Raw genomic sequence first — 20,391 nt, 5'->3', positions numbered from 1 at the left:
GGCCCGCGCGGAATCGACCACGAAGACGTACGCAGGTCACCTCAAGCGCTTCCACGCCTGGTGCGACGAACACGACCTGTCGCGGGAGCGCGCGGCCGCCGAACTCTCGCACTACCTGATGAAGCTGAGGACCACGCCCCGGCTGACGACCGGCCGCAGCCAAGGGCAGCTTCCACAGGACTCCACGCTCGCCCCCCGCGCTGGCGGCAATCCACGGCTTCTACCTCCACCTGGCCGACCTCCGCCGGATCAGCGCGAAGGCGGTCGACACCCTGTTCGTCACCGCTCCGCACCCGGCGACAGGAAAACTCGTCCTGGAGCCACGCATCCGCGTCGATCCGCGGCCGAGCCACGCTTCCGGCTGGGCACCGGCCGCCAGCCACGAGGAGTTCGCCGCACTCCTGCGCGCCACGAAGACCGCCCGCGACCGCTGCATGGTCGCCCTGCTCGGCGCGTGCGCGCTGCGCGTCGGCCAGGTCGTCAGCCTGCTCCGCGAGGACATGCACCTCGTCCCTGTCGGCAGTACCGCCCCGGGCTGTCCCTACAGCCTGGGCCCCCACCTGCACTTGGAGAAGCGTGACGGTCACCCGCGCGGGGCGGCGAACAAGAACCGCGGCACCGTCGTCGTTCCCGTGCCCCAACCCGTGGTGATGCTCTACGCCGACTGGATGCGCGAACGCCTCACCATCCCCGGGGCGGGCAACGCCGTTTGGGCCTTCGTGTCGTTCCCGGGTCCGACGGGAGAGCCGGGCGGGCAGGTCCTCGGCACGCGGCGGGTTCAGGACCTTGTGTCGGATCTCGCCAGGGACGCCGGCATCCGGCACATCCATCCGCACATGCTGCGGCATACCTTCGGCGAGACCGCCGCCGACCTCGACGTCGCGTGCGACGTCCTCCAGCGCCTGCTCGGCCACCGTGACGTGGCCAGCCAGAACGTGTACCGCAACCCTTCCGACGCCCGGGTCGCCCGCGCCGCCCAGGCCGTGAACGACAAGATCTTCGGACCGGGATGACGACTTCTGCACCTCTGCCCGCTCCAGTTCCAGCGGCCGGGTGGAACCGGACTGGGACTACCTGGCTCAGCACGGCCTTGGCCACTCTCCGCTCCAGCTGTGCTTCCCCCTGGGCGCCAACTGGCACTCGCTGCGCCGCTGCTGGCACACCGGATGCGACCGGCCGGCCACGAGCTGGCCGTGGTTGTGCCATCGCTGCGCGTCCGACTGGCGGGAGGCCGGCGCCCCCGGCGACATCGACAGCTGGTGCGCGAGCACGCCCGTCCCGCTCGCCCGCCGCACCTACGCCGAGCACCGGTGCCGGGTGGGCTGCGACCGTGCCGCGGAGGTCAGCGGCCTGTGCAAGAGCTGCGCCTCCGAGCGTCGGGGGCTCCGGCTGACCGTCGAGGAGTACCTCGCCCGAGGCCGCGACCCTCGTCCGGGCTTCGGGAAGTGCCTGGTCCGCGTGTGCCCGCGCATGGCCGTGGTGCGGCGGAGCCGGCTGTGTCTGCCTCACCAGAAGCAGTGGTCCAACGCGGCGAAACCCGACCGCGAGGCGTGGGCGCTGACGGCAGCCGCCATCTACACGTCCGTCGGCGTGGTCCCACTCACCGATCTTGTGCCGACGGTCGTGGTGCAGGTGCTGCGCGGGTACGAGGCCCAGCTCCGTCAGGGCGGCCGGATCAGCCCCGCACAGGTCAAGTCGGCGGTGCGCTGGCTGTGCGACCACACGGTTCGACGACCTGGCCGCCGCGGAACTGCCGGCCAAGGGCGCGAAAGACGACGTATCTGCGGCTGTGGCAGCGGACCCTGCCGCTCCTGGAGGCCGACCCGGCCACCGAGCACACCCGGACCCTGATCAGGCTGCCTATCCTCAACCCCCGCTACAAGGGCGGGAGCGTGGATCTGCGGGACGTCCACGCCCCCTGGGTCACGCACCTCGCCCAGCAGCACCTGCTCCACCTCGCCGCCGCCGGCGCCTCCTCGGCACGGTTGATGACCGTCGGCTACGCGTCCCGGTGGTTCGCAAAGTTCCTTCGCACCCTGCCCGGCGAGGGCCGAAGACCGGGCGACGTCGGCCGGAGCGGCATGCTCGCCTACGTGCGCTGGCTGACGCACCGCGCCCGCGACACCAGCGACTACCAGCTCCTCAACGACGATGACCCGGTACGGCAGATCGTCGCCGAGCGCCTCCTGCCGTCCCGCCGAGCCGCGGGACCGTTGCTGGTCACCCCGGTGCGCCACTACGAGCTGGTGAAGTGTCTGCGTGAGGTCCTCGACCACGGCCGGGCATGGCTCGCGGACAATCATGCTGCGGACGTCTATCTGCTGGAGATGGACGTGCCGCCGTACCCAGAACGGGACGACACGGCCAGCGAGCTGGAGGGCCGCTCCCAGGACGCCCTGCCCGAACAGGTCTTCCTCCAGCTCATGGACGAGCGCAACCTCACCCTGCTGCCAGCCGGGAACCGCCGCAACTGCGTCGAACTGGCCATGCGCGTGGGCCGACGGCCCTGGGAGCTCCGCCACCTGGAATTCAACTGCCTTCAGTGGCACGACATCGACGTGGAAGACCCGGACGGGACGGTGCGCCGCCGGTCCTACCCCTTCCTCACGTACTGGATGCAGAAGGTCCGCCGACGGCACAAACTCCCTCTCCATCCCAGCGACGCCGAGGTCATCACCCGCCAGCAGGACCAACTGCGGCGTGAATCCCCACACCTGTTCCACGAAGACGGCCGGCCCCGCTCCACCCGCATGGTGCTCTTCCCCACCCCCCGCCGCTCGCGTGCCAACGCGCTCGGCGAGCGGCCCTACGACAGCAGCACGATCGGCTACTGGCTTCAGACCTGGCTCGACCAGCTCGCCGTGACCGACGAACATGGCAAGCCCTTCGACCCGGCACGGATGTTCCCCTACGCCTTCCGGCACACCTACGCCCAGCTCCGCGCCGACTCCGGCGTCCCGCTCGACATCCTGCAAGTCCTCATGGCCCACCAGGACCCCTCCACCACACAGGTCTACTACCGGCCCTCGCACCCCCGGCGGGTGGAAGCGGTGCGCGCCATCGCCGCCAAGTACCAGTTCGACCTCACCGGCGGCCGGGTCCGCCCCCGCAACCCCGACGACGACCTTGCCGACCGGATCCGCGCGGGCGTCGGCTCGGTGCCCGTCCCCGCAGGACGCTGCCACGAGATGAACAACGTCCGCGCCGACGGGCACGGCTGCCCGGTGTACAACCGCTGCTTCTCCTGCACCTTCTACACCACCGACTTCACCCACCTGCCCGAGCTGCGCCAACTACGCGCCGGGAAGGCCGAGCAGCTCGCCGCGCTGGAGAGCGCCTACGGCAACGTGCTCACCGCGGGGCCCTTGAGCACGGCGAACCTGGAGCTGCTGCGCCAGGAAATCCAGCAGATCGACGAACTCGTCGGCAAATGCGAAGCCGACATCGGCTCTCTCACCCACGAGGAACGGACCACGGTGGAGTCCTGGCTCCACACCAGGGACCGGTTCCTCACCGTCATCCCCGTAGCGGCGGTTCTGGCCGGAAGGCAGCGTCTGGACCAACCGACTGTCGACCCGATCATCGCGGAAAGGACGACGGGATGACGCGTCCGGCCGCCCCGCGCAAGCAGCCAGGCCAGGCGACGATCCCCGCCGCTCGGGTCGAAATCCTCGATGCCGGCAGGGCGGCCGCCGTCAGGCGGCGCCGTGCCGACAGCGAACAGTGCCGACAGCGTGTCCTCACTGTTCTGGCCGCGATGCGCAAGAGCCGCCACGCCCTCTCCGACGCGGAGATCACCCGGCGGGCCGCCGTCAACCCGCAGTACCTTCAACGCCACCGCGATCTCAAAGCGGAAGCCGAGACCGTCCGCGCCCACCTCGCCCAAGACGGGCCGCGAGCGGCGGCAGCAGCGACCGCCCGCAAGGAGTCGGCCCTCGAAGTCGAGAACCGCATGCTCCTGGAACAGAACGCCGCCCTGCAACAGACCCTTCACGAAGTCCAGAACGAGCTGCGCACGCTACGCGCCCACAGCCTGGGCGCCCGCCTCCGCGACGGCCTGAACGCCCGATCGCTGCGCGAAACGGAGATGGAGGAACTGCGCGAGCAACGAGACGCAGCACTCGCAGCCGGCCGCCAAGCAGAGACCGCCATGCAGGCACTCCGCAACGTCAACCAGCGGCTGATGATCGAGAACAGCCGGCTGATCGCCGCAGATGCTCCGGAACCACCCGCAGGGTAGCCCGTGTACGCAGAAGCCGGGACGTCCCGGCAGGGTGAGACCGTCAGACCGTCAGACCGTCGCGACCTGGAGGCCGTACCTGGGGACGGTCAGGTACGGGATCTTCCCGGCAGGGGTGCGCACACGCCATCGGCGTTCACGCTGGTCCGGTGCCTCTCAGACGAAGTCCATGGGCGGACGATGTGACACGAGAGCACGCCGTGTCAGGGGTGTTGGTTACGGCCTCTTCGAGGTGATGCGTGCTCCGGCTTCCGCGCTGTCGGTGCCGGCGGCACGGTTGCCGAAGCCGGGCCGGAACGGTCGGGCTGTGCTGGTCCTGATCGCCGACGCCACGCGTGCGTTACTGCCTGCGCAATTCGATGACTGTGATGTCAGGTGGTGCTCCGACTCTGATGGGTGGCAGGGATGCTCCGACTCCGCGGGAGACGTAGAGCTGTGTGTGGTCGATGGTGGCCAGTCCCGCTGTGAGGGGTTGGGTCAGTGGCACGAGCAGGTTGCCGGGGAAGAAGGCTCCGCCGTGTGTGTGCCCGGACAGTTGGAGATCGACTTTGTGCCGGGCGGCTTCGTGCACCTGCACGGGTTGGTGGGCGAGCAGGACGACGGGGTGGGAGGCGTCGCGGTCGCCGAGTGCCCTGTCGTAGTCGGGTGTGTCGTGGTTCTGCTCGCCTGTGATGTCGGTGACGCCTGCGAGGTCGATGGCTCCGCCCCGATGTTTGATCAGTATTCGGGTGTTGCGTAGGGTGGTGACGCGGAAGTCGGCGAGTGTGGCGATCCAGGCGTCGACATCGTGGCGGTAGTCGTGGTTGCCCGTGACGAAGAAGGCGCCGTGGGTCGAGGACAGCCGGGTGAGCGGCTCGGCGTGAGCGGCCAGGTCGTCGGCGGTTCCGTCGGAGAGGTCGCCCACGATGGCGACGATGTCGGGCGACGTGTTGTTGATCATGCGGACCATGCGTGCGGTGTGGGCTCGGCCGAAGAATGGCCCGAGGTGGAGGTCGCTGGCCATGGTGATGCGCATGCCATCGAGTGAGGGGTGTAGTCGGCGCAGGGCCACGGGCACGACTCTCACATCAGGTGCTCCCAGGCCGCGGTGAAAGCCGTAGCCGGTGGTGACCACGGCGGTACCGGTGGCGAGCAGCGCGACCGAGCGGGCCAGGACGAGACGGCGATCCATCATCCGCGGTGCGTCCTGGGCCGGTCGGGGATTCGGGGCGCCCATGACCGGAGCCGCGACGGAGTGGCTCTGCTGCACGACCGGCGCCGGAGGGGCCTGCGCGGGAATTAGGGGGCCGGATCCGGTTCGACGCCGCAGTGTACGCGCCGTGAGGCGTGCAGGGATCTCCAGGGCGACGAGCGTCATCAGCAGGTAGGCGGCCAGAGCGACCCATGCGAAGGCCGGCCAGGCCAGCCATGCGATGCGTGTGGGGTTCGCGTACTGGGCGGCGAGGACACCGGTGGGGACCAGGATTGTGAGGACGACCGCCGTGGCCCTGCCCGCGCGGCGCAGCCGGGCGGACGCTGTGACGTCGTTGACGAGCCTCAGGTAGAGGTAGCGGTGTGCGGCGGCTGAGGCGACGATGCTCACTGCGGCGACGGTGGCTTCCTGCGCGAGGGTGCTCACGCCGCTGCCTCAGCCGGTGGGAACGGACTGGAGACGGATCGCCCGTCGTGGGTGCTGGCGTCGAGGTGTCGGTGCATGACGGCGGGGTGCTCCGGGAGAGTTGTCGAACGGTCGGGGTCGGCTGGTCGGGGGTCGGCGGCGCCCGGCCGGAGGGACGGCCGCGTCGGACGACCGCGTCGGACGACCGCGTCTGGGGTCCATCTGCCTGCTCGCGCGGGGTTCACTGGGGGCGGGCCAGGCCCACGTCGTAGGCGAAGATGACGGCCTGTACGCGGTCGCGGACATCGATCTTTGCCAGGATGCGGCTGACATGGGATTTGACCGTCGACTCGGCCAGATGGAGGTGGGCGGCTATCTCAGTGTTGGACCATCCCGTGGCGATGGCGGCGAGGACTTCGCGTTCGCGTTCGGTCAGGGCGGCCAGTTGGCGTCGCTGTTCGGGGCTGAGGACAGGAGCGCCGGGCGTCCGCTGTGGGTGCGAGGTGGTGAAGGCGTCGATGAGTCTGCGTGTCAGGCTCGGGGAGATGACGCTGTCGCCGGCCGCCACTGTCCGGATGCCGACGACGAGTTCCTCGGGCCGTGCGTCTTTGAGGAAGAAGCCGGCCGCGCCGGCCCGCAGGGCCTCGTAGGCGTACTCGTCGAGGTCGAAGGTGGTCAGGACCAGGACCCGCGAGCGGCCGCCGGACTCGACGATACGCCGGGTGGCTTCGATGCCGTTGACGCCGGGCATCCGGACGTCCATCAGGACGACGTCCGGGCGGAGTTCCGCGGTCAGGCGGACGGCCTCCTGGCCCTGGGAGGCTTCGCCGACGACCGAGATGTCCGGCTGTGCTTCGAGGAGCATCCGAAAACCCAGTCGTTGCAGGGTCTGGTCGTCGACGATGAGGACGGTGGTCATATGCGGTGCTTCTCCGTAACGGCGCTGGGCAGGGTGCGGGAGGTGCTGAGGACGGTGTGGACGCGCCAGCCGCCGGCGCGGGTCGGGCCGGCGCTGATGCGGCCCTGGTAGAGGGCGGCGCGGTGGCGCATGCCGACCAGGCCCTGCCCGTCGTGCCTGCCGTGCCGTTCGCTGTCCGCCGCGCGCGACGGGCCCATGTCCTCCACCGTGACGTGTAAGGACTCCTCGTTCCTGTGCAGGTCGACGGACACGGTGGTGTCGGCCGCGGCATGTTTGAGGGTGTTGGTGAGGGCTTCCTGCACGATGCGGTAGACAGTGAGCTGGAGGCCGGGACTGAGCGGTGCCAGGTCCCCGTCGGTGTGCAGGTCGACGGTGGGGCCGGCGGCGCGGACGCGGTGGAGCAGCGCGGGCAGATCCTGAAGGGTTGGCTGCGGGGACAGCGGGGTGATGTCCCGCTGCGTCGCGGGGTTGTCGACCACGATGAGCAGGCGGCGCAGTTCCGCGAGGGCCTCTCGGCCGCTGTCACCGATGAGGTCGAGGGTGTCGGCGGATCTCTCCGAGCGGGACCTGGCCAGGGCGGCCGCTCCGTCGGCGAGGCCGATGATGACGGCAAGGGTGTGGCCGAGGATGTCGTGCATCTCGTGGGAGACGCGGGTGCGTTCCCAGGCCGCGGCCAGGCGGGTCTGCTGGTCCCGCTCGGTCTCCAGAGCCACGATGTAGGCCTTCGCCAGGCGTCCGGTGAGGGCCAGTCCGGCGCAGGCCGTGACAGCGAGCATGGCCAGCAGCGTGACGATCTCCGGGCGCTTGGCGTGTTGCAACTGGCCGCTTCCCCAGAACGCCGCGACCCAGACGACCAGTTGGGCGGCGGTGACCATGCAGGCGATGACCAGCTGACGGTGCCTGCCGTAGCGGCCGACGTTGTAGAGCGCGACGACCCGGGCTGCGTCGGCGCCGTTGAGGACGTTCAGCGGCAGCGCGAGGACGGAGGCGGCTGTGGTGATCGCGAACACCAGGCCGGGACGGCGTTCGCGCCACAGCAGAGGAGCCGTGTAGGCGAGGGTGAGGATGATCTCGCTGGGCAGGTGGGCGCGGTTGGCCGGGTTGAGTAGGGAGGGCAGTCCGAGGACGGCGCAGAAGACAGGCACGGCCCACAGCCGCAGCCGGGGGTGGTCGTGGTCGAGCATCCGCCATGCGGCCAGCCCGCTGATGACCGACACGGTGACGCGGTGGTCGGGGTCGCTGGTCAGTGACCGCGGAAGCCGGGATGCCTGGGGCGAGGTGCGGCGTACGGGTTCTCGGGTGGTCGGCTCGCTCATGGCAGGTTGAGGCCTTTTCGGTGTCCGGGCAGGCCCCCGCCGTTCCTCGGGGACGTGAATCGGAGGGCGGGGGGCAAAGGGGCCCGGACAGCTGTTGGGCGGTGCACGGTGGCTGTCCGGGCCCCCGGGGGGACCGTCTGCCGCCCCTCGGGGGATGGGGGGCCGGCAGACGGGGTCGGGGCGTGCCGGGGGTGTGCCTACCCGAGGGGGGCGGGTGCCGCCGGCTCCTGGTCGTTCTGCGCGGGGATGCGGGACTGGCGGTCGCGTTCGGCCAGTACCTGGCGGAGCTTCTCGCCTTCCACGTCGACGTTGGGCAGGAGGCGGTCGAGCCAGTGGGGAAGTGCCCAGGCCCGTGCGCCGAGCAGGGTCATCACCGCGGGGACGAGTGTCATGCGAATGACAAAGGCGTCGAAGAGGACCGCGGTGGCAAGGCCCATGCCGATGGATTTCACCAGGGCGATGTCGTCGAGGAGGAACCCGGCGAATACCGAGATCATGATGATGGCGGCGGCGGTGACCACGCGGGCGCCGTGGCGGAACCCGGTGACAATCGCCTCGGTGGGGCTGGCGCCGTGGACGTATGCCTCGCGCATCCCGGAGACGAGGAACACCTCGTAGTCCATGGCTAGGCCGAAGACCACGCCGATCAGCAGGATGGGCAACAGGCTGACGACGGGCGCGGTCTCGTCGACGCCGAAGATGTCCTTGAGCCAGCCCCACTGGAACACGGCGACCAGCACGCCGAGGGTGGCGACGACACTGAGCAGGAAGCCGGCCGCAGCCTTGATCGGGATCAGGACCGAGCGGAACACGAGGAGCAGCAGGACCAGCGCGAGACCGACGACGATGGCCAGGTAGGGCACCATCGCCTCGCCCAGTTTGACGGAGACGTCGATGTTGAGCGCGGTCGTGCCGGTCACCATCACCTGCGTGCCGCCGTCCTTCTCCACCGCGTTGCTGCGGTCGCGTATGTCGGCGACCAGATCGACGGTCTCCTGGCTGGTGGGCGGGCTGCCCGGCACCGCGGTGATCAGGGCGACGTCACCGGCCTCGTTGAAGACCGGGGGCCGTACGGTGGCGACCTCGTCAAGGCCGTCCAACATGGCGGAGGTGTCCGCGGCCGCGGTCTTCGCGTCGTCGCTGTCCCGTGCGTCGACGACGATGGTGAGCGGGCCGCTGAAGCCCGGCCCGAAGCCCTTGCTGAGCGTTTCGTAGGCCACGCGCTGGGTGCTGCCGGGGGCGGCCATGCTGTCGTCGGGCAGGGTCAATCGCAGTGACAGCGCAGGGATGGCCAGCACGCCCAGGCCGACGACCGAGGCCAGCAGCATCTTCCAGGGGTGGCGGGTGACGAAGCGGCCCCAACGAACGCCCATCGTGACGCGCCGGCCGTGCTGCTCGGCCCGCACGCGGCGTGTGGTGAGGCGGTCGGCGGCCACGCGGGTACCGGTGAAGCCCAGCGTGGCCGGCAGGAGGGTAAGCGCGACCAGCACAGCGACGGCGATGGCGAAGGCTGCGGCCAGGCCCATGGTGGTGAGCATCGCGATGCCGATGACACTCAGACCGGCCAGCGCGATGACGACGGTCAGACCAGCGAAGACCACCGCCGAGCCCGCGGTCCCCAGCGCGCGCCCGGCGGCTTCCTCGGGCGCGTGCCCCTCACGCAGCTCGGTCCGGTAGCGGGAGACGATGAACAGGGCGTAGTCGATGGCCACCGCCAGACCCAGCATGAGCGCCAGCGTCTGCGCGTTGGAGGCCATGTCGACGAACGACGAGGCGACGATGATGGCACACAGGGCGATGCCGACACCGACGATCGCGGACACCAGGGGCAGTCCGGCCGCGACCAGTGAACCGAAGGTGATGACCAGGACGAAGGCGGCGACCAGCAGACCGATCAGTTCGGCCGCGTTGCTCTGCTCCTCCTCCAGCACCGCGTTGCCGCCGAGGCTGATCTTCAGGCTTGCCTTCTCGCCCTTGTCCGCCACCTGGTGCAGGGCGTCCGACGCGGCGGGAGTGATGTCGGCCTGCGGTACGGCGTAGGTCACCTGGGCGTAGGCGATGCTGCCCGAGGAGCTGACCAGGCCGCCGGTGAAGGGGTCGGAGACGTTCGCCACCTGCGGTGCCTTGCGCAGGTCGGCGACCAGAGACTCCACCTCCTGCTTGTGCGCGGCGGACGTCAGCTTCTGCCCGTCCGGAGCCTCGATGACCACACGGGCCGTGGCGCCGTCGGCCGAAGCCTGCGGGAACTCCTTCTCCAGCAGGTCGATGGCCTGCTGCGACTGGGTTCCGGGAAGCGTGAATTCGTCCGTCGTACTGCCCGACACGCTGCTGACGCCGATGACCGCGGCGACGAGCACCGCGATCCACGCCAGCAGCACCAGCCTGCGCCGCCGGAAGGCGAGCCGGCCGAGCCGGTAGAGAAAGATGGCCACGAAATTACTCCCACCAGGAGAAAAACGGATGTGTGAGGGCGAGCCCGACAGGCTCCGTCCATGAACGTAGGAGTCGGGTGCAGCCGAAAAGAGCTACTGGAGGAGGAATCCGCGCCCGGGGCGGTACCCCGGTACCGGGCGGTGTCCTCCTTGAGGCGGGCGTCCGGGTCTCAGTCGGCCAGGTGGGCGGCGAGAAGGGCCGCGGTCGCGTCCCACAGCTCCCGCTGCACGTGCGGGTCCCGGCCGGGCTCGGGGCACTGCAAGGGGCGGGCGTCGCGGGCGGAGAAGTAGCCGCCGGTGGTGCCCGCGAGCGCCGGGTCGGTGGCGAGCCGCACGATGATGCCGGCGCCCTTGCGGGGGTCGCCGATCCTCAGGGTGTTCAGCACCCGCTGCAGGACGGCGGAGCCGGGCAGGTCCCGGCCCAGGCCAGTGGCATTGAAGCCGGGGTCGCAGCAATTCACGGTGACCTTGTCCGCGTCCAAGCGGCGGGCGAGTTCCTGCGTCCACATGATGGTCATCAGCTTGGTACGCCCGTACAGGGACATCGACTCCCGGCGGGTGTAGGGATCGGTGCGCCGCAGATCCTCGACCGGGGCGATCGTCTTCGCCTGCTGGGCCGCTTCGGAGGCGACGTTGACGATCCGGGCCGGCGCCGAGGCGCCGAGCTTCGCCACCAGCGCCTCGGTCAGGACGAACGGGCCTAGGTAGTTCACCGCCGTCATCTCCGCGAGGCCCTCGGTGGTGACGCGTTGCGCGAAGGCGTGCAGGCCGGCGTTGTTGACCAGGACATCCAGGCGCGGGTAACGCGCGGCGATCTCCTCGCCCGCACGGCGGGCGTCGGAGAGCAGGCCGAGGTCGGCGTGGAAGACGTCGACGGGCGCGTCGGTCACCGCCCTCAGATCGGCGACGAGGGCTTGCGCCTTGCTGCGGGAGCGGGCCACGGCGCCGATGCGGTAGCCCTGACGGGCCAGCTCGAAGGCGGCGATGCGGCCCAGTCCGGAGGTGGCTCCGGTGATCACGGCGCCGGGACGATCCATCCCACAACCCCTTTCATGAGGTACCTCATGATTATGTTGTGCGAGGATACCCGAACCATGGAGCAGCACGAATCAACAACGGCGGGCAGCGCCCCGGAGCAGGTGGGACTGTCCTTCCTGACCCTTGCCTACAGCCTGCGCGAACAGGTCGACCAGTACATGCTGGCGACCGCCGGCCTGTCCCTGTCCCGCACCAAGGTCCTTCAGGCACTGGCCGGCTGCGGCGCGCTCCACCAAGCGCAGCTGGCCGCCTCCCTCGGCCAAGCACCGCGCTCCGTCACCCAGATCGTGGAGGGCCTGGAGCGCCTCGGCATGGTCGCCCGAACCGGCGACCCCGAGGACCGCCGCCGCAAGACCGTCTCCATCACCGACATCGGCCGCACGGCACTAAGGGCCGCGGAAGAAGCGGGCACGCACGTACTTCGCCAGTGCTTCGGCCGGCTCGAACCACAACAGCTGGCCACACTCGACACGCTGCTCGCGCACCTGGAGATCGCCCTCACTGGCGGCAAGACCGGCTGACACGCACGGAAGAGCCCGCCTGGAGGAGGCTGTGCGATAGCCAGATCCGCCCCAGTGGGTCAACCCATAGACCGGTAGGAAAACTGGGCCTTGTGCTGTGGTAATGGCTGTTTCCGGTGCGCAGAAGGTCCCTGGGTTCCAGACGCTCCAGGTGGTACTCGAACAACGACCAGGGCAGGTCGAACTGCCAGCGCAACAGACCACATCGAGGAAAGCTCTCGGCGTTTTCAGTCGTGCGCGGGCCGGTTGGTGAGCTGGTGGTCGGCCAGGTTCAGTGCTTCGTCCACAACGCGGCGCAGGTGTCCGTCGGCCAGGGTGTAGATGACGCGGCGGCCTTCCTTGCGGGTGCGGACCAGGCCGCTCAGTCGCAGGCGGGCCAGATGCTGGCTGACGGCGGGGCGCTGGGCGCCGCATGCTTCGGTCAGTGTGGTGACGTCCGCTTCCTGCTGGGCGAGAGCGTGCAGCAGGGTGAGTCGGGTGCGGTCGGCGAGGAGGGCGAGGATCTCGGCGGCGAGGGAGAACTGTTCCTCACCGGGGTTGTGCGGGTGCGCATCATGCGCAGTTGATAGGTGCGTGCGTGCGCTCATACGCACATAATGGAGGCTGTGCTGCTCCCGTGTCCACCGGGGGCGGCTTCGCCCTGCCCGCGCACTCGCACGAGGAGGAACACGTGAGCCACGACCACGGCCACCACCCCCACCCCGACCACCAGGACGGGCACCACCCTCACGGCCTCGCGCACGGTCAGGAAGGCGGACGGCTCGCCCGGCTGCGGCATCGGGCCGGGCATCTTCTGGTGCCGCACTCCCACGAGTCGGCCGACAAACTGGACGCGGCGCTGGAGTCCTCGTCACGGGGGATGCGTGCGCTGTGGGTCTCCCTGGCCGTCCTGGGCGTCACCGCCGTCGCGCAGGCGGTGATTGTCGTGATCTCCGGTTCGGTCGCACTGCTGGGCGACACCGTGCACAACGCCGCCGATGCGCTGACCGCCGTCCCGCTGGGCATCGCCTTCCTTCTGGGCCGCCGCGCCGCGACCCGCCGCTTCACCTACGGATACGGCCGCGCCGAGGATCTGGCGGGCATCGTCATCGTGGCCACCATCGCCGCCTCCGCCGTCTTCGCCGCCTGGACTGCCATCGACCGGCTGGTCGACCCGCGCGAGATGCAGCACCTGTGGGTGGTCGCGGCTGCGGCCGTGACCGGGTTCATCGGGAACGAGTGGGTCGCCCGCTACCGCATCAGGGTCGGCCGCCAGATCGGGTCGGCCGCGCTGGTCGCCGACGGCCTGCACGCCCGCACCGACGGATACACCTCGCTGGCCGTGCTCCTCAGCGCCGGCGGCGCCGCACTGGGCTGGCGGCTCGCCGACCCCGTAGTCGGGCTGCTGATCACCGCGGCGATCCTGCTGGTCCTGCGCGACGCGGCCCGGGAGATCTTCCGCCGTGTGATGGACGCCGTCGATCCCGCCCTCGTCGACGCGGCCGAGACCGCTCTGCGCCAGGTGCCCGGCGTGCGGGAGGTCGGCGGGCTGCGGCTGCGCTGGATCGGCCACCGCCTGCGCGCAGAGGCGGACATCGTCATCGACGGCCACCTCAACGTCCGGGCCGGACACCACATCGCGGTCGAGGCCGAGCACGCGCTCCTGCACGCCGTCCCGAAGCTGGCCGCCGCCGTCATCCATACCGACGTCGAGCCCGACACGGGCGAGCGCGACCCGCACCACCTGCTGGCCCACCACACTGCCGCCTGACACCAACGGCCAATCCGCCACTTTCCGAGCCACAAGGAGAGCATGTGACCATCCCCGCCCCCGTCTTCACGCAGTACACCTCTGCCGGCCAGGTCACCCCTGACCTGCGGCAGGCCCTGACCGAATGCTGGGTGGAAGTGACCAACGCGGGCGGCGCAGCCGGATTCCCCTTCCCGCCGGTGGAGACCGCCGAGGCCGCTTCCGCCCTGGAGACCGTCATCAACAGCCTCGATACGAGAACCAGCCGCCTGCTGACCGCCCACCTCGGCGGACAGCTCGCCGGATGGCTCAGCCTGCGCCGCGACCCCTGGGCACTCATCTCCTACTGGGGCACCCTCCACCACGTCCAGACCCGCACCACCATGCGAGGACAGGGCATCGGCGCCGCCCTGATGAACGAAGTACGCCGCATCGCCCGCGACGAGATGAACCTGGAACAACTCCACCTCGCCGCTCGCGGCGGCATCGGCCTGGAAACCTTCTACGGGCGGCTGGGCTGGAAAGAGACAGGCCGCTGGCCCGGCGCCCTCCGCCTCACGGACGGCAAGGACCACGACGAGGTCCTCATGCTCCTCACCCCTCTGTAACCCCCAGGCACCCACCCCGGCACAGACCATCTGGTGTCGGGGTACACGAAAGCACTCGGCCGCATCCGGATGAACACGCAGAGTCCGTGATGTGCTGAGGGACCGGGTCCTGAACTCTTCCGCCTGCTGGACTGGCCGCAGAGAGGTATAGGCCGTGGTCTTGTCCCTTCGGCTGGTGATCCGCGTCAGGCAGAGCGTGGCAAGGCGGCGCGGGGCCGCGACCGGCCCCCTGCTCCGGTCACGGCCCGTCTGCGGGTGTTGAGGTCGGTCACGGGCCGCAGCAACCGCCCGTGGACTGCTCGTTGGCCGTGGGTGCAGCAGCCATGGTGCCGAGCTGGACCAGCTGCGGGGCGGTGGCCGGGGCACAGCAGCCGTCCTCGGTCGCCTGGTCGGTGTCGGGCTGGTCGAAGAGTCCCACGCCGCAGCAGACGCCTGTCTCGGGCAGGACGAGTTCGACGCGTTCGGCGGCTTCGTGGTCATCGGCAAGGGGGCGGCGACGGCGCGGACCTGCTCGCAGCCGGTGAGAGCGAGGAAGGTGGGGGCGCGGCCGTAGGGCTTCATACCGACCAGGTACACGCCCTACTCCGGGTGGGAGAGCCCCTTCATCACCCCGTGCGGGTGGATGGTCCCGCAGGGGGTGCTGGTTCCACCCGTACGAACCCGGCCGGCGATGTCGTCGACCGCACCTACCGCCAGGCCATCACCGCCGTCGGCACCGCCGCCGCCCTCGACACCGAGCGCTACCTCACCTGGCGTTGTCACGTTGGTGGGGTGTTGATCGGTTGAGGGCGCGTCAGGGCGTGTGGGGGTTGGGCAGGGGCCTGGGTCACGCTGCGGTGGGCGGGGCGGTGGCGCCGGTGATCTGGTCCCGGATCACGAAGCGGGTGGTCATCTCGGTGTGGTGTTCGGTGGCGGTCCTCCGGTGCCGGCGTGGCCGGAAGTGGGGTGAGATGCCGCTGAACGCGGACAGGAATCTCTGAGCGCCTCCGACGCTGCGGAAGCCTTTCATGGCGCGTTCGCGCTGCCTCGTTGGCTGGTGGGAGTTCTCGGCCCGGTTGTTCAGGCCTTTGTGGGAGCGGTGCTCGACCGAGGGCATCACCTCGCGGTGGGCCGCTGTGCAGGAACGGAGCCTGTCCGTGACGATCACCCTCGGCACGGCCCCGATTCCTTTGAGGAGCCGACGGAAGAAGCGCCTGGCCGCGGCCTTGTTGCGCCGGTTCTGGACGAGGATGTCCAGCACGTTGCCGTCCTGGTCGACCGCGCGCCAGAGGTACTTCTGCTAGCCGTTGATCGTGATGAAGACCTCGTCCAGGTGCCACTTGTCGCCGGGGCGGGGACATCGGCGGCGCAGCGCGTTGGCGTAGGGCTGCCCGAACTTCAGACACCACCGGCGGATCGTCTCGTAGGACACGATGACGCCGCGCTGCAGCATCAGCTCCTCCACCTCACGGAATGACAACGGGAAGCGGAAGTACAGCCACACGCAGTGGCAGATCACCTCGACCGGTACCGGTGCCCCTTGTACGACGGCGGCGTACTGCCCACGGACAACCCCTCCACCGTGATCAACCCGAAGATCATCCCACCCGGTCAGCCAACGTGACAGTGCCCTCGCGAAGGTCCTCGGGGCGCTGTGGGCACACGACACCGAAACGATCGAACACCTCGCGGATAGGACGTACGGCGTCGGGGTGCAGCTCTCAGGCCCCGGGCCGGTCCTCAGGCCCCTGCGGCGGAACCGTCGGCGGAGTCGCTGCGGGAGGTCCACGCCGGTGCGGCGCCGACCAGCGAGTCGAGGCGTTCCAGACGCTGGGCGGTGGCGACGTCGGTGGGCGTCATGACGATGATCCGCTCGCCCCGCACCCGGTCCAGCCACAGGCTCTGGAACTGGACGTCGAGGGCGCCGACGCGCGGTGACTGGTAGCGGCGCAGCTGGGTGCGGTCGCCCACGATTTCGTACGACTCCCAGTGCCGTACGAAGTCCGGCGACTCCTGGCGCAGCCGGGTGATCAGCGCGTTCCAGCGGGGGTCGTCGCGGTGTTCCGGCTGGCGGGTGCGGAGCTTCGCGGTGATTTCGCGAAGGACGCTGTCCTCGTCGACCAGGCTGTTGCGCCAGCTCGGTTCGGTGAACATCAGCCAGGCGCAGTTGCGTTCCTCGACCGGGGTACGCGTCCAGGTCGGCGAACAGGTACCGGTAGGTGCGATTGGCCGCGACCAGGTCGTAGCAGTCAGTCTGCACGGCGGCCGGGTACGGCAGCAGCTTGGCCAGGACGGCGGTGTGCTCGGGGCGCAGGTCCATGGGCGGTCCTGGCTCGGTGGCCGTGCCGCGGCCCGCGAGTACCATCAGGTGGCGGTGCTCGGCGGCATCCAGGCGCAGGACGCGCGCCACCGCGTTCAGTACCTGGTCGGACGCGTTCTTGGCCCGCCCCTGTTCGAGCCACGTGTACCAGGTGACCCCGACGCCGGCGAGCTGTGCGACTTCCTCGCGCCGCAGACCGGGTGTACGGCGCCGGCCGCCTGCGGGCAGGCCCACCTCACCGGGGGTGACGCGGGCGCGGCGGGCGCGTAGGAAGGCGCCGAGGGTGCTGCGGTCGGGTGTCGAAGAGGTCACCACCCCAGTGTCATGGCTCGGGGCCGGTGGATCCAGGTAGTACTGGTACCCCTATAGCTGGGCTCCTGGTACCAGGATGACGAGGGGCGCAGGGTCGTGGTCATGACCACACAGACCGTTCCCACTGCGCACACTGTGGCGCCGCACCCGGCGCGCGCCCTCACCGGCGCCGGCCTCGCCGTCCTGCTCGTCGCCTACCTGCCCGTGAACATGACGTTCGGGTCGGTCAACCTGCTCGAACCCGCGATCACCGATGACTTCGGCGTGACCGTGTCGGGCGGGCAGCTCGTGCTGTCCGCGTACACCACGGCGTTCGCCGCGACCCTCGTCGTCGCGGGGCGCCTGGGCGACCGGTTCGGACGGCGCCGGCTGCTCGCTGCCGGCGTCGGCGCGTTCGGCGTGGCCTCCGTCCTCGCCGCACTCGCACCGAACCTGGTCACACTCGTCGCGCTGCGCGCCGTACTGGGCATCGCCGCGGGCCTGTTCACCCCGCAGATCCTGTCCACCATCCAGTCCACGGCGCCCGAGAAGCTGCGGGCGCTGGGCGTCACACTGTTCGCCGCCGTCAGCGGCATCGCGACCGTCACCGGACAGCTCCTCGCGGGCGCCGTGGCCCAGGCCGCCGGTGACCACTGGGGCTGGCGGCTCGTCCAGATGCTCACCGGGACGATAGGAGCGGCCGCGCTGTTCGCCCTGCGCACCGTGCCCGAGTCGCGCTCGACGGCACCGCTCGCGCTCGATCTGCGCGGGGCCGCGCTCCTCGGCACGGGCCTGCTCCTCGTCGTGGTGCCCCTGACGCTCGGCACCTCCGCGGGCGGTCCTGCCCCGGTGCTCGCGATGCTGGCCGCAGGCGGTGCGGTGCTCGCCGTCTTCGCCCGCTCGCAACGCGCCGCGGAACGCCGCGACGAACTGCCTGTTGTACCGCCGAGCGTGCTGCGCACCCCGGCCGTACGCCAGGGCCTAATCATGACGCTGCTGTTCTTCACCGGTTACGGGGCCTTCCTGTACGAGTTCTCGGCGCTCTCCCAGGGCGCGTTCGGCGTGGACGCCTGGGGCGCCGTCGTGCTGCTGCTCGGGTTCGGCGCGGCGTTCGTCGTCACCGCCCTCGCCCTGCCGGCCGTGGAACGCCGCACCGGACGCTGGACGATGACGGGTGCGGCCATCGGGCAAGCGGCTGTGCTCCTGGGCCTCGCCCTCACCGTGAACGGCACCCACGGTGGGTCCCCGTCGGCCCTGCAGCCGCTCCTGATCGTGCTCGGTGTCACTCAGGCCCTGATGTACGGGCCGGTCCTCCGCACGGTCCTGTCCCGCACACCGACGTGGGCGGCGGGTGTCGCCGGTGGGCTCTTCACCACGTTGCAGCAGCTCGGTCTCGGCCTGGGCGTGGCGCTCCTGGGAGGCGTCTTCCACGCCGTGGCCGCCGCAACGGCGGACGGTCCCGCCGCCGGACTGCCCCACGGTTTCGCCGTCGCCGTGACCGTGCAGGCCGCCCTGGCACTGGCATTCGCCTTCCTGGCCGCCCGTATCGCACAGCCCGGAGCGGCCTGACGCATGTGGATGTGCAGGTGTTCTTCACGGCCTGGGTGTCTCATGAGCCCTGGTCGTCGGGTCGGACTTCGTGTGATCAACGACGCGACACCCCCGACGGTACGAACACCGGAGACGGGAACGTACGTCCGCAGACTCACCACAGGCGTGCGGGTGAGCGGGGCGGCGGGGTACTGCGGTTCAGCGAGGAACGCGCCCCCGGGGCGGCGGCGCAGTTCGTTCGGCTGCGGGTCATCGACCCGGAAGGCGCCTACTGGCGGCGCGGGATCGAGGCGGCCGGACGGTGGCTGCGCGAGACCGGGAACACCGTGCTGCGGGTGCCGTACACGGCCGTCACACCGGAGGACTGGGGCGGGGTCGGCGGGTATCCGCTCGGGCAGTGGATCGCCGACCAGCGACGCGCCTGACGCTGGAGGCCGGGCGGGTGACCGAGCTCGAAAAGCTCGGGATGGTGTGGTCCGAGCAGGACGCGGCCTGGGCGGACGGGATCGCCGTCGCCAGGGAGTACGCCGCCGCCCATGGGCACTTCCTCCCCCCGACGACCGCGACGTGGGAAGGGCATCCGATCGGGGTGTGGGCGAAGAACGCGAGGGCGGCGGCCCGTAAGGCGCGGGAGAACGAGGAGCTGCGCGCGGCCAGCCGCCCCGTCCCTTCAGCGGCCGGAGCGATGACCGAGGCGCGGCGGGATGAGCTGGACGCGATCGATCCCGGGTGGTGCCCGGTATGGGACACCACATGGCAGCGCTGCTACCGGCTCGTGCACAACCACATCCAGGCCGTCGCCACCGTCCCGACGACCGCCGGGACGGTGGTCGTCCAGGGCGAAGGCCTCGGCCGGTGGGTGACCGCGCAGCGGAACGGGTGGGCGCAGCTGCTGGCCGCGCAGCAGTGGCTGTTGGAGAACACCCTCGGACTCACGCCAGCCGCGAAGGAGGAGGCGGGGCGGCCGGTGCTGCGGGGGCAGGATGCGAAGTGGGCCGCGAATCTCGCTGCCGCCCGGCAGTTCCACGCCCGGGAAGGACACCTGAGAGTGCCCCGCAAGCACATCGTGGCTTCGTTCACTTCGAGGAACACCACTTGTCGATGAGTTTGAGCAGCAATTAGCGATCTTCGGTGGCTGGAGTGTTCACCAGAAATGGCGGGCCGCCGCCCGTCATGGCGGCGGCCCGCCGCCGTAGTGCCCCGCTGCTACAGCCAGCGAGCGAGCCCGAAGAACCTTGCGTGCCAGCTCTTGCGCGGGGACCTTGCTGGTATCGACCTTGAGGTCGTACCTGGCCTCATGGGCATGAACCGTCCGCAGGTGCCCCCTCGCCAGGCCCGCCGGATTGCCCCGTGCCGCCTCCCGCTCCTCCAGCACATCGACCGGGCAGTACACCCCAACGAGATAGACCTCTACGCCGGAGAGCGCCTGGAGCCAGTCCTCCAGCAGACCGGGATCCAGCAGCATCTCGTCGACCACGACGTTGCAGCCCTTGAGCGCCAGCTTGGCGACCGACGCACAGGCGGCGGCAAGCATCCGGCGGCCGACGTCGCCGTACCGGATGCTGATCAGCTGACGGCCGTCCTCGTCATGCTCCGACCGGTCGTAGCGGAACCCTTCGAAGCTCAAGTGCCCGCCGCGGGCGCCGGCCCATTTCTCCGGCACCATCGAGAACAGCGTATCGATGCCCCAGTACAGGTACGGCTCATCGCTTTCTTCCTGGATCGCGCGGGCCAAGGTGGTCTTACCAGCACTTGATGTGCCGTTGAGAAAGATCACGTGACCAGGGCGGTCATACTGCACAGAGGCTCCCATCCAACCAACGTATCGGGCCCGATCAGCGACAGTGCGG

The 20,391-nt window shown here is 70.1% G+C and carries 18 protein-coding genes and 5 pseudogenes; 11 read left to right on the top strand and 12 right to left on the bottom strand.

Going from position 1 to position 20,391, the window contains the following annotated elements; translation table 11 throughout:
- Positions 1-200 precede the first annotated feature (200 nt).
- The 4 genes from ABZY11_RS17220 to ABZY11_RS17205 all read left to right on the top strand — a co-directional run bounded on the left by ABZY11_RS17220 (position 201) and on the right by ABZY11_RS17205 (position 4,240).
- On the top strand, positions 201-1,013 hold the full coding sequence (locus tag ABZY11_RS17220; RefSeq protein WP_356479918.1) for a tyrosine-type recombinase/integrase: 813 nt from the start codon (positions 201-203) through the stop codon (positions 1,011-1,013).
- A gap of 40 nt (positions 1,014-1,053) precedes the next feature.
- Positions 1,054-1,851: a hypothetical protein gene (locus tag ABZY11_RS17215; RefSeq protein WP_356479904.1), complete on the top strand. Its 798-nt coding sequence runs from the start codon at positions 1,054-1,056 to the stop codon at positions 1,849-1,851.
- 137 nt (positions 1,852-1,988) lie between these two features.
- Positions 1,989-3,605 carry a tyrosine-type recombinase/integrase gene (locus ABZY11_RS17210; RefSeq protein WP_356479917.1) on the top strand — a complete coding sequence of 539 codons (1,617 nt, stop codon included), beginning with the start codon at positions 1,989-1,991 and terminating at the stop codon, positions 3,603-3,605.
- Entirely contained in the window at positions 3,602-4,240 is a 639-nt protein-coding gene (locus tag ABZY11_RS17205; protein WP_356479903.1) for a hypothetical protein, read from the top strand. Before ABZY11_RS17210 ends, ABZY11_RS17205 begins: the two co-directional genes overlap by 4 nt.
- A 340-nt stretch (positions 4,241-4,580) precedes the next feature.
- On the opposite strand, the gene ABZY11_RS17200 is transcribed toward ABZY11_RS17205, so the two are convergent.
- From ABZY11_RS17200 to ABZY11_RS17180, 5 genes are all read right to left on the bottom strand, one after another.
- A complete protein-coding gene (locus ABZY11_RS17200) occupies positions 4,581-5,858 on the bottom strand; it encodes a metallophosphoesterase (RefSeq protein ID WP_356479902.1) in 1,278 nt (425 codons plus the stop codon).
- A gap of 220 nt (positions 5,859-6,078) precedes the next feature.
- Complete coding sequence (locus ABZY11_RS17195) at positions 6,079-6,756, bottom strand: response regulator transcription factor (protein ID WP_356479901.1); 678 nt, start codon at positions 6,754-6,756, stop codon at positions 6,079-6,081.
- On the bottom strand, positions 6,753-8,072 hold the full coding sequence (locus ABZY11_RS17190; RefSeq protein WP_356479900.1) for a histidine kinase: 1,320 nt from the start codon (positions 8,070-8,072) through the stop codon (positions 6,753-6,755). The genes ABZY11_RS17195 and ABZY11_RS17190 overlap by 4 nt, the downstream gene beginning before the upstream one ends.
- A 197-nt stretch (positions 8,073-8,269) precedes the next feature.
- Positions 8,270-10,504, bottom strand: a complete 2,235-nt coding sequence (locus ABZY11_RS17185; protein WP_356479899.1) for an MMPL family transporter — start codon at positions 10,502-10,504, stop codon at positions 8,270-8,272.
- A gap of 170 nt (positions 10,505-10,674) precedes the next feature.
- Positions 10,675-11,541, bottom strand: a complete 867-nt coding sequence (locus tag ABZY11_RS17180; RefSeq protein ID WP_356479898.1) for an SDR family NAD(P)-dependent oxidoreductase — start codon at positions 11,539-11,541, stop codon at positions 10,675-10,677.
- Between the two features lie 57 nt (positions 11,542-11,598).
- Here ABZY11_RS17180 and ABZY11_RS17175 point away from each other — a divergent pair, with 57 nt between their 5' ends.
- Complete coding sequence (locus tag ABZY11_RS17175) at positions 11,599-12,063, top strand: MarR family winged helix-turn-helix transcriptional regulator (protein WP_356479897.1); 465 nt, start codon at positions 11,599-11,601, stop codon at positions 12,061-12,063.
- A gap of 121 nt (positions 12,064-12,184) precedes the next feature.
- On the opposite strand, the pseudogene ABZY11_RS17170 reads toward ABZY11_RS17175, so the two are convergent.
- Positions 12,185-12,262: pseudogene (locus ABZY11_RS17170) on the bottom strand (DinB family protein); the annotation flags it as partial.
- Positions 12,263-12,290: 28 nt separating this feature from the next.
- Positions 12,291-12,650 (bottom strand): metalloregulator ArsR/SmtB family transcription factor, encoded by a 360-nt coding sequence (locus ABZY11_RS17165; RefSeq protein WP_317860415.1) that lies wholly within the window; start codon positions 12,648-12,650, stop codon positions 12,291-12,293.
- A gap of 83 nt (positions 12,651-12,733) precedes the next feature.
- Between ABZY11_RS17165 and ABZY11_RS17160 the strand changes: the two genes are divergently transcribed.
- Both ABZY11_RS17160 and ABZY11_RS17155 read left to right on the top strand, forming a co-directional pair.
- The gene (locus tag ABZY11_RS17160) at positions 12,734-13,813 is read left to right on the top strand and encodes a cation diffusion facilitator family transporter (protein ID WP_356479916.1); all 1,080 of its coding nucleotides are present in this window, start codon (positions 12,734-12,736) and stop codon (positions 13,811-13,813) included.
- Between the two features lie 44 nt (positions 13,814-13,857).
- On the top strand, positions 13,858-14,400 hold the full coding sequence (locus tag ABZY11_RS17155; protein WP_356479896.1) for a GNAT family N-acetyltransferase: 543 nt from the start codon (positions 13,858-13,860) through the stop codon (positions 14,398-14,400).
- A gap of 268 nt (positions 14,401-14,668) precedes the next feature.
- Here the strand turns inward: ABZY11_RS17155 and ABZY11_RS17150 are convergent.
- Positions 14,669-15,033: pseudogene (locus ABZY11_RS17150) on the bottom strand (flavoprotein); the annotation flags it as partial.
- 30 nt (positions 15,034-15,063) lie between these two features.
- Between ABZY11_RS17150 and ABZY11_RS17145 the strand changes: the two are divergent.
- A pseudogene (locus tag ABZY11_RS17145) lies at positions 15,064-15,186 on the top strand (thioredoxin-disulfide reductase); the annotation flags it as partial.
- A gap of 40 nt (positions 15,187-15,226) precedes the next feature.
- Here ABZY11_RS17145 and ABZY11_RS17140 read toward each other — a convergent pair.
- The 3 genes and pseudogenes from ABZY11_RS17140 to ABZY11_RS17130 all read right to left on the bottom strand — a co-directional run.
- Positions 15,227-15,898, bottom strand: a pseudogene (locus ABZY11_RS17140) (IS6 family transposase).
- A 221-nt stretch (positions 15,899-16,119) separates the two neighbouring features.
- Entirely contained in the window at positions 16,120-16,533 is a 414-nt protein-coding gene (locus tag ABZY11_RS17135; RefSeq protein ID WP_356479895.1) for a hypothetical protein, read from the bottom strand.
- A 97-nt stretch (positions 16,534-16,630) separates the two neighbouring features.
- Positions 16,631-16,933 (bottom strand): annotated as a pseudogene (locus ABZY11_RS17130) (helix-turn-helix transcriptional regulator); the annotation flags it as partial.
- Between the two features lie 180 nt (positions 16,934-17,113).
- Between ABZY11_RS17130 and ABZY11_RS17125 the strand changes: the two are divergent.
- Genes ABZY11_RS17125 through ABZY11_RS17115 form a run of 3 tightly spaced genes read left to right on the top strand, consistent with a single transcriptional unit; the run spans position 17,114 to position 19,646 of the window.
- On the top strand, positions 17,114-18,559 hold the full coding sequence (locus tag ABZY11_RS17125; protein ID WP_356479894.1) for an MFS transporter: 1,446 nt from the start codon (positions 17,114-17,116) through the stop codon (positions 18,557-18,559).
- 17 nt (positions 18,560-18,576) lie between these two features.
- On the top strand, positions 18,577-18,966 hold the full coding sequence (locus ABZY11_RS17120; RefSeq protein ID WP_356479893.1) for a helicase associated domain-containing protein: 390 nt from the start codon (positions 18,577-18,579) through the stop codon (positions 18,964-18,966).
- 17 nt (positions 18,967-18,983) lie between these two features.
- On the top strand, positions 18,984-19,646 hold the full coding sequence (locus ABZY11_RS17115) for a helicase associated domain-containing protein (RefSeq protein ID WP_356479892.1): 663 nt from the start codon (positions 18,984-18,986) through the stop codon (positions 19,644-19,646).
- Between the two features lie 66 nt (positions 19,647-19,712).
- Here ABZY11_RS17115 and ABZY11_RS17110 read toward each other — a convergent pair whose 3' ends face one another.
- Positions 19,713-20,354, bottom strand: a complete 642-nt coding sequence (locus ABZY11_RS17110) for an AAA family ATPase (RefSeq protein ID WP_356479891.1) — start codon at positions 20,352-20,354, stop codon at positions 19,713-19,715.
- Positions 20,355-20,391: the final 37 nt, after the last annotated feature.

It is taken from the genome of Streptomyces sp. NPDC006510 (assembly GCF_040611955.1).
Lineage (GTDB): Bacteria > Actinomycetota > Actinomycetes > Streptomycetales > Streptomycetaceae > Streptomyces.
Note: the sequence above shows the minus strand (reverse complement) of the source record. Positions and strands in the feature narration are given on the sequence as shown.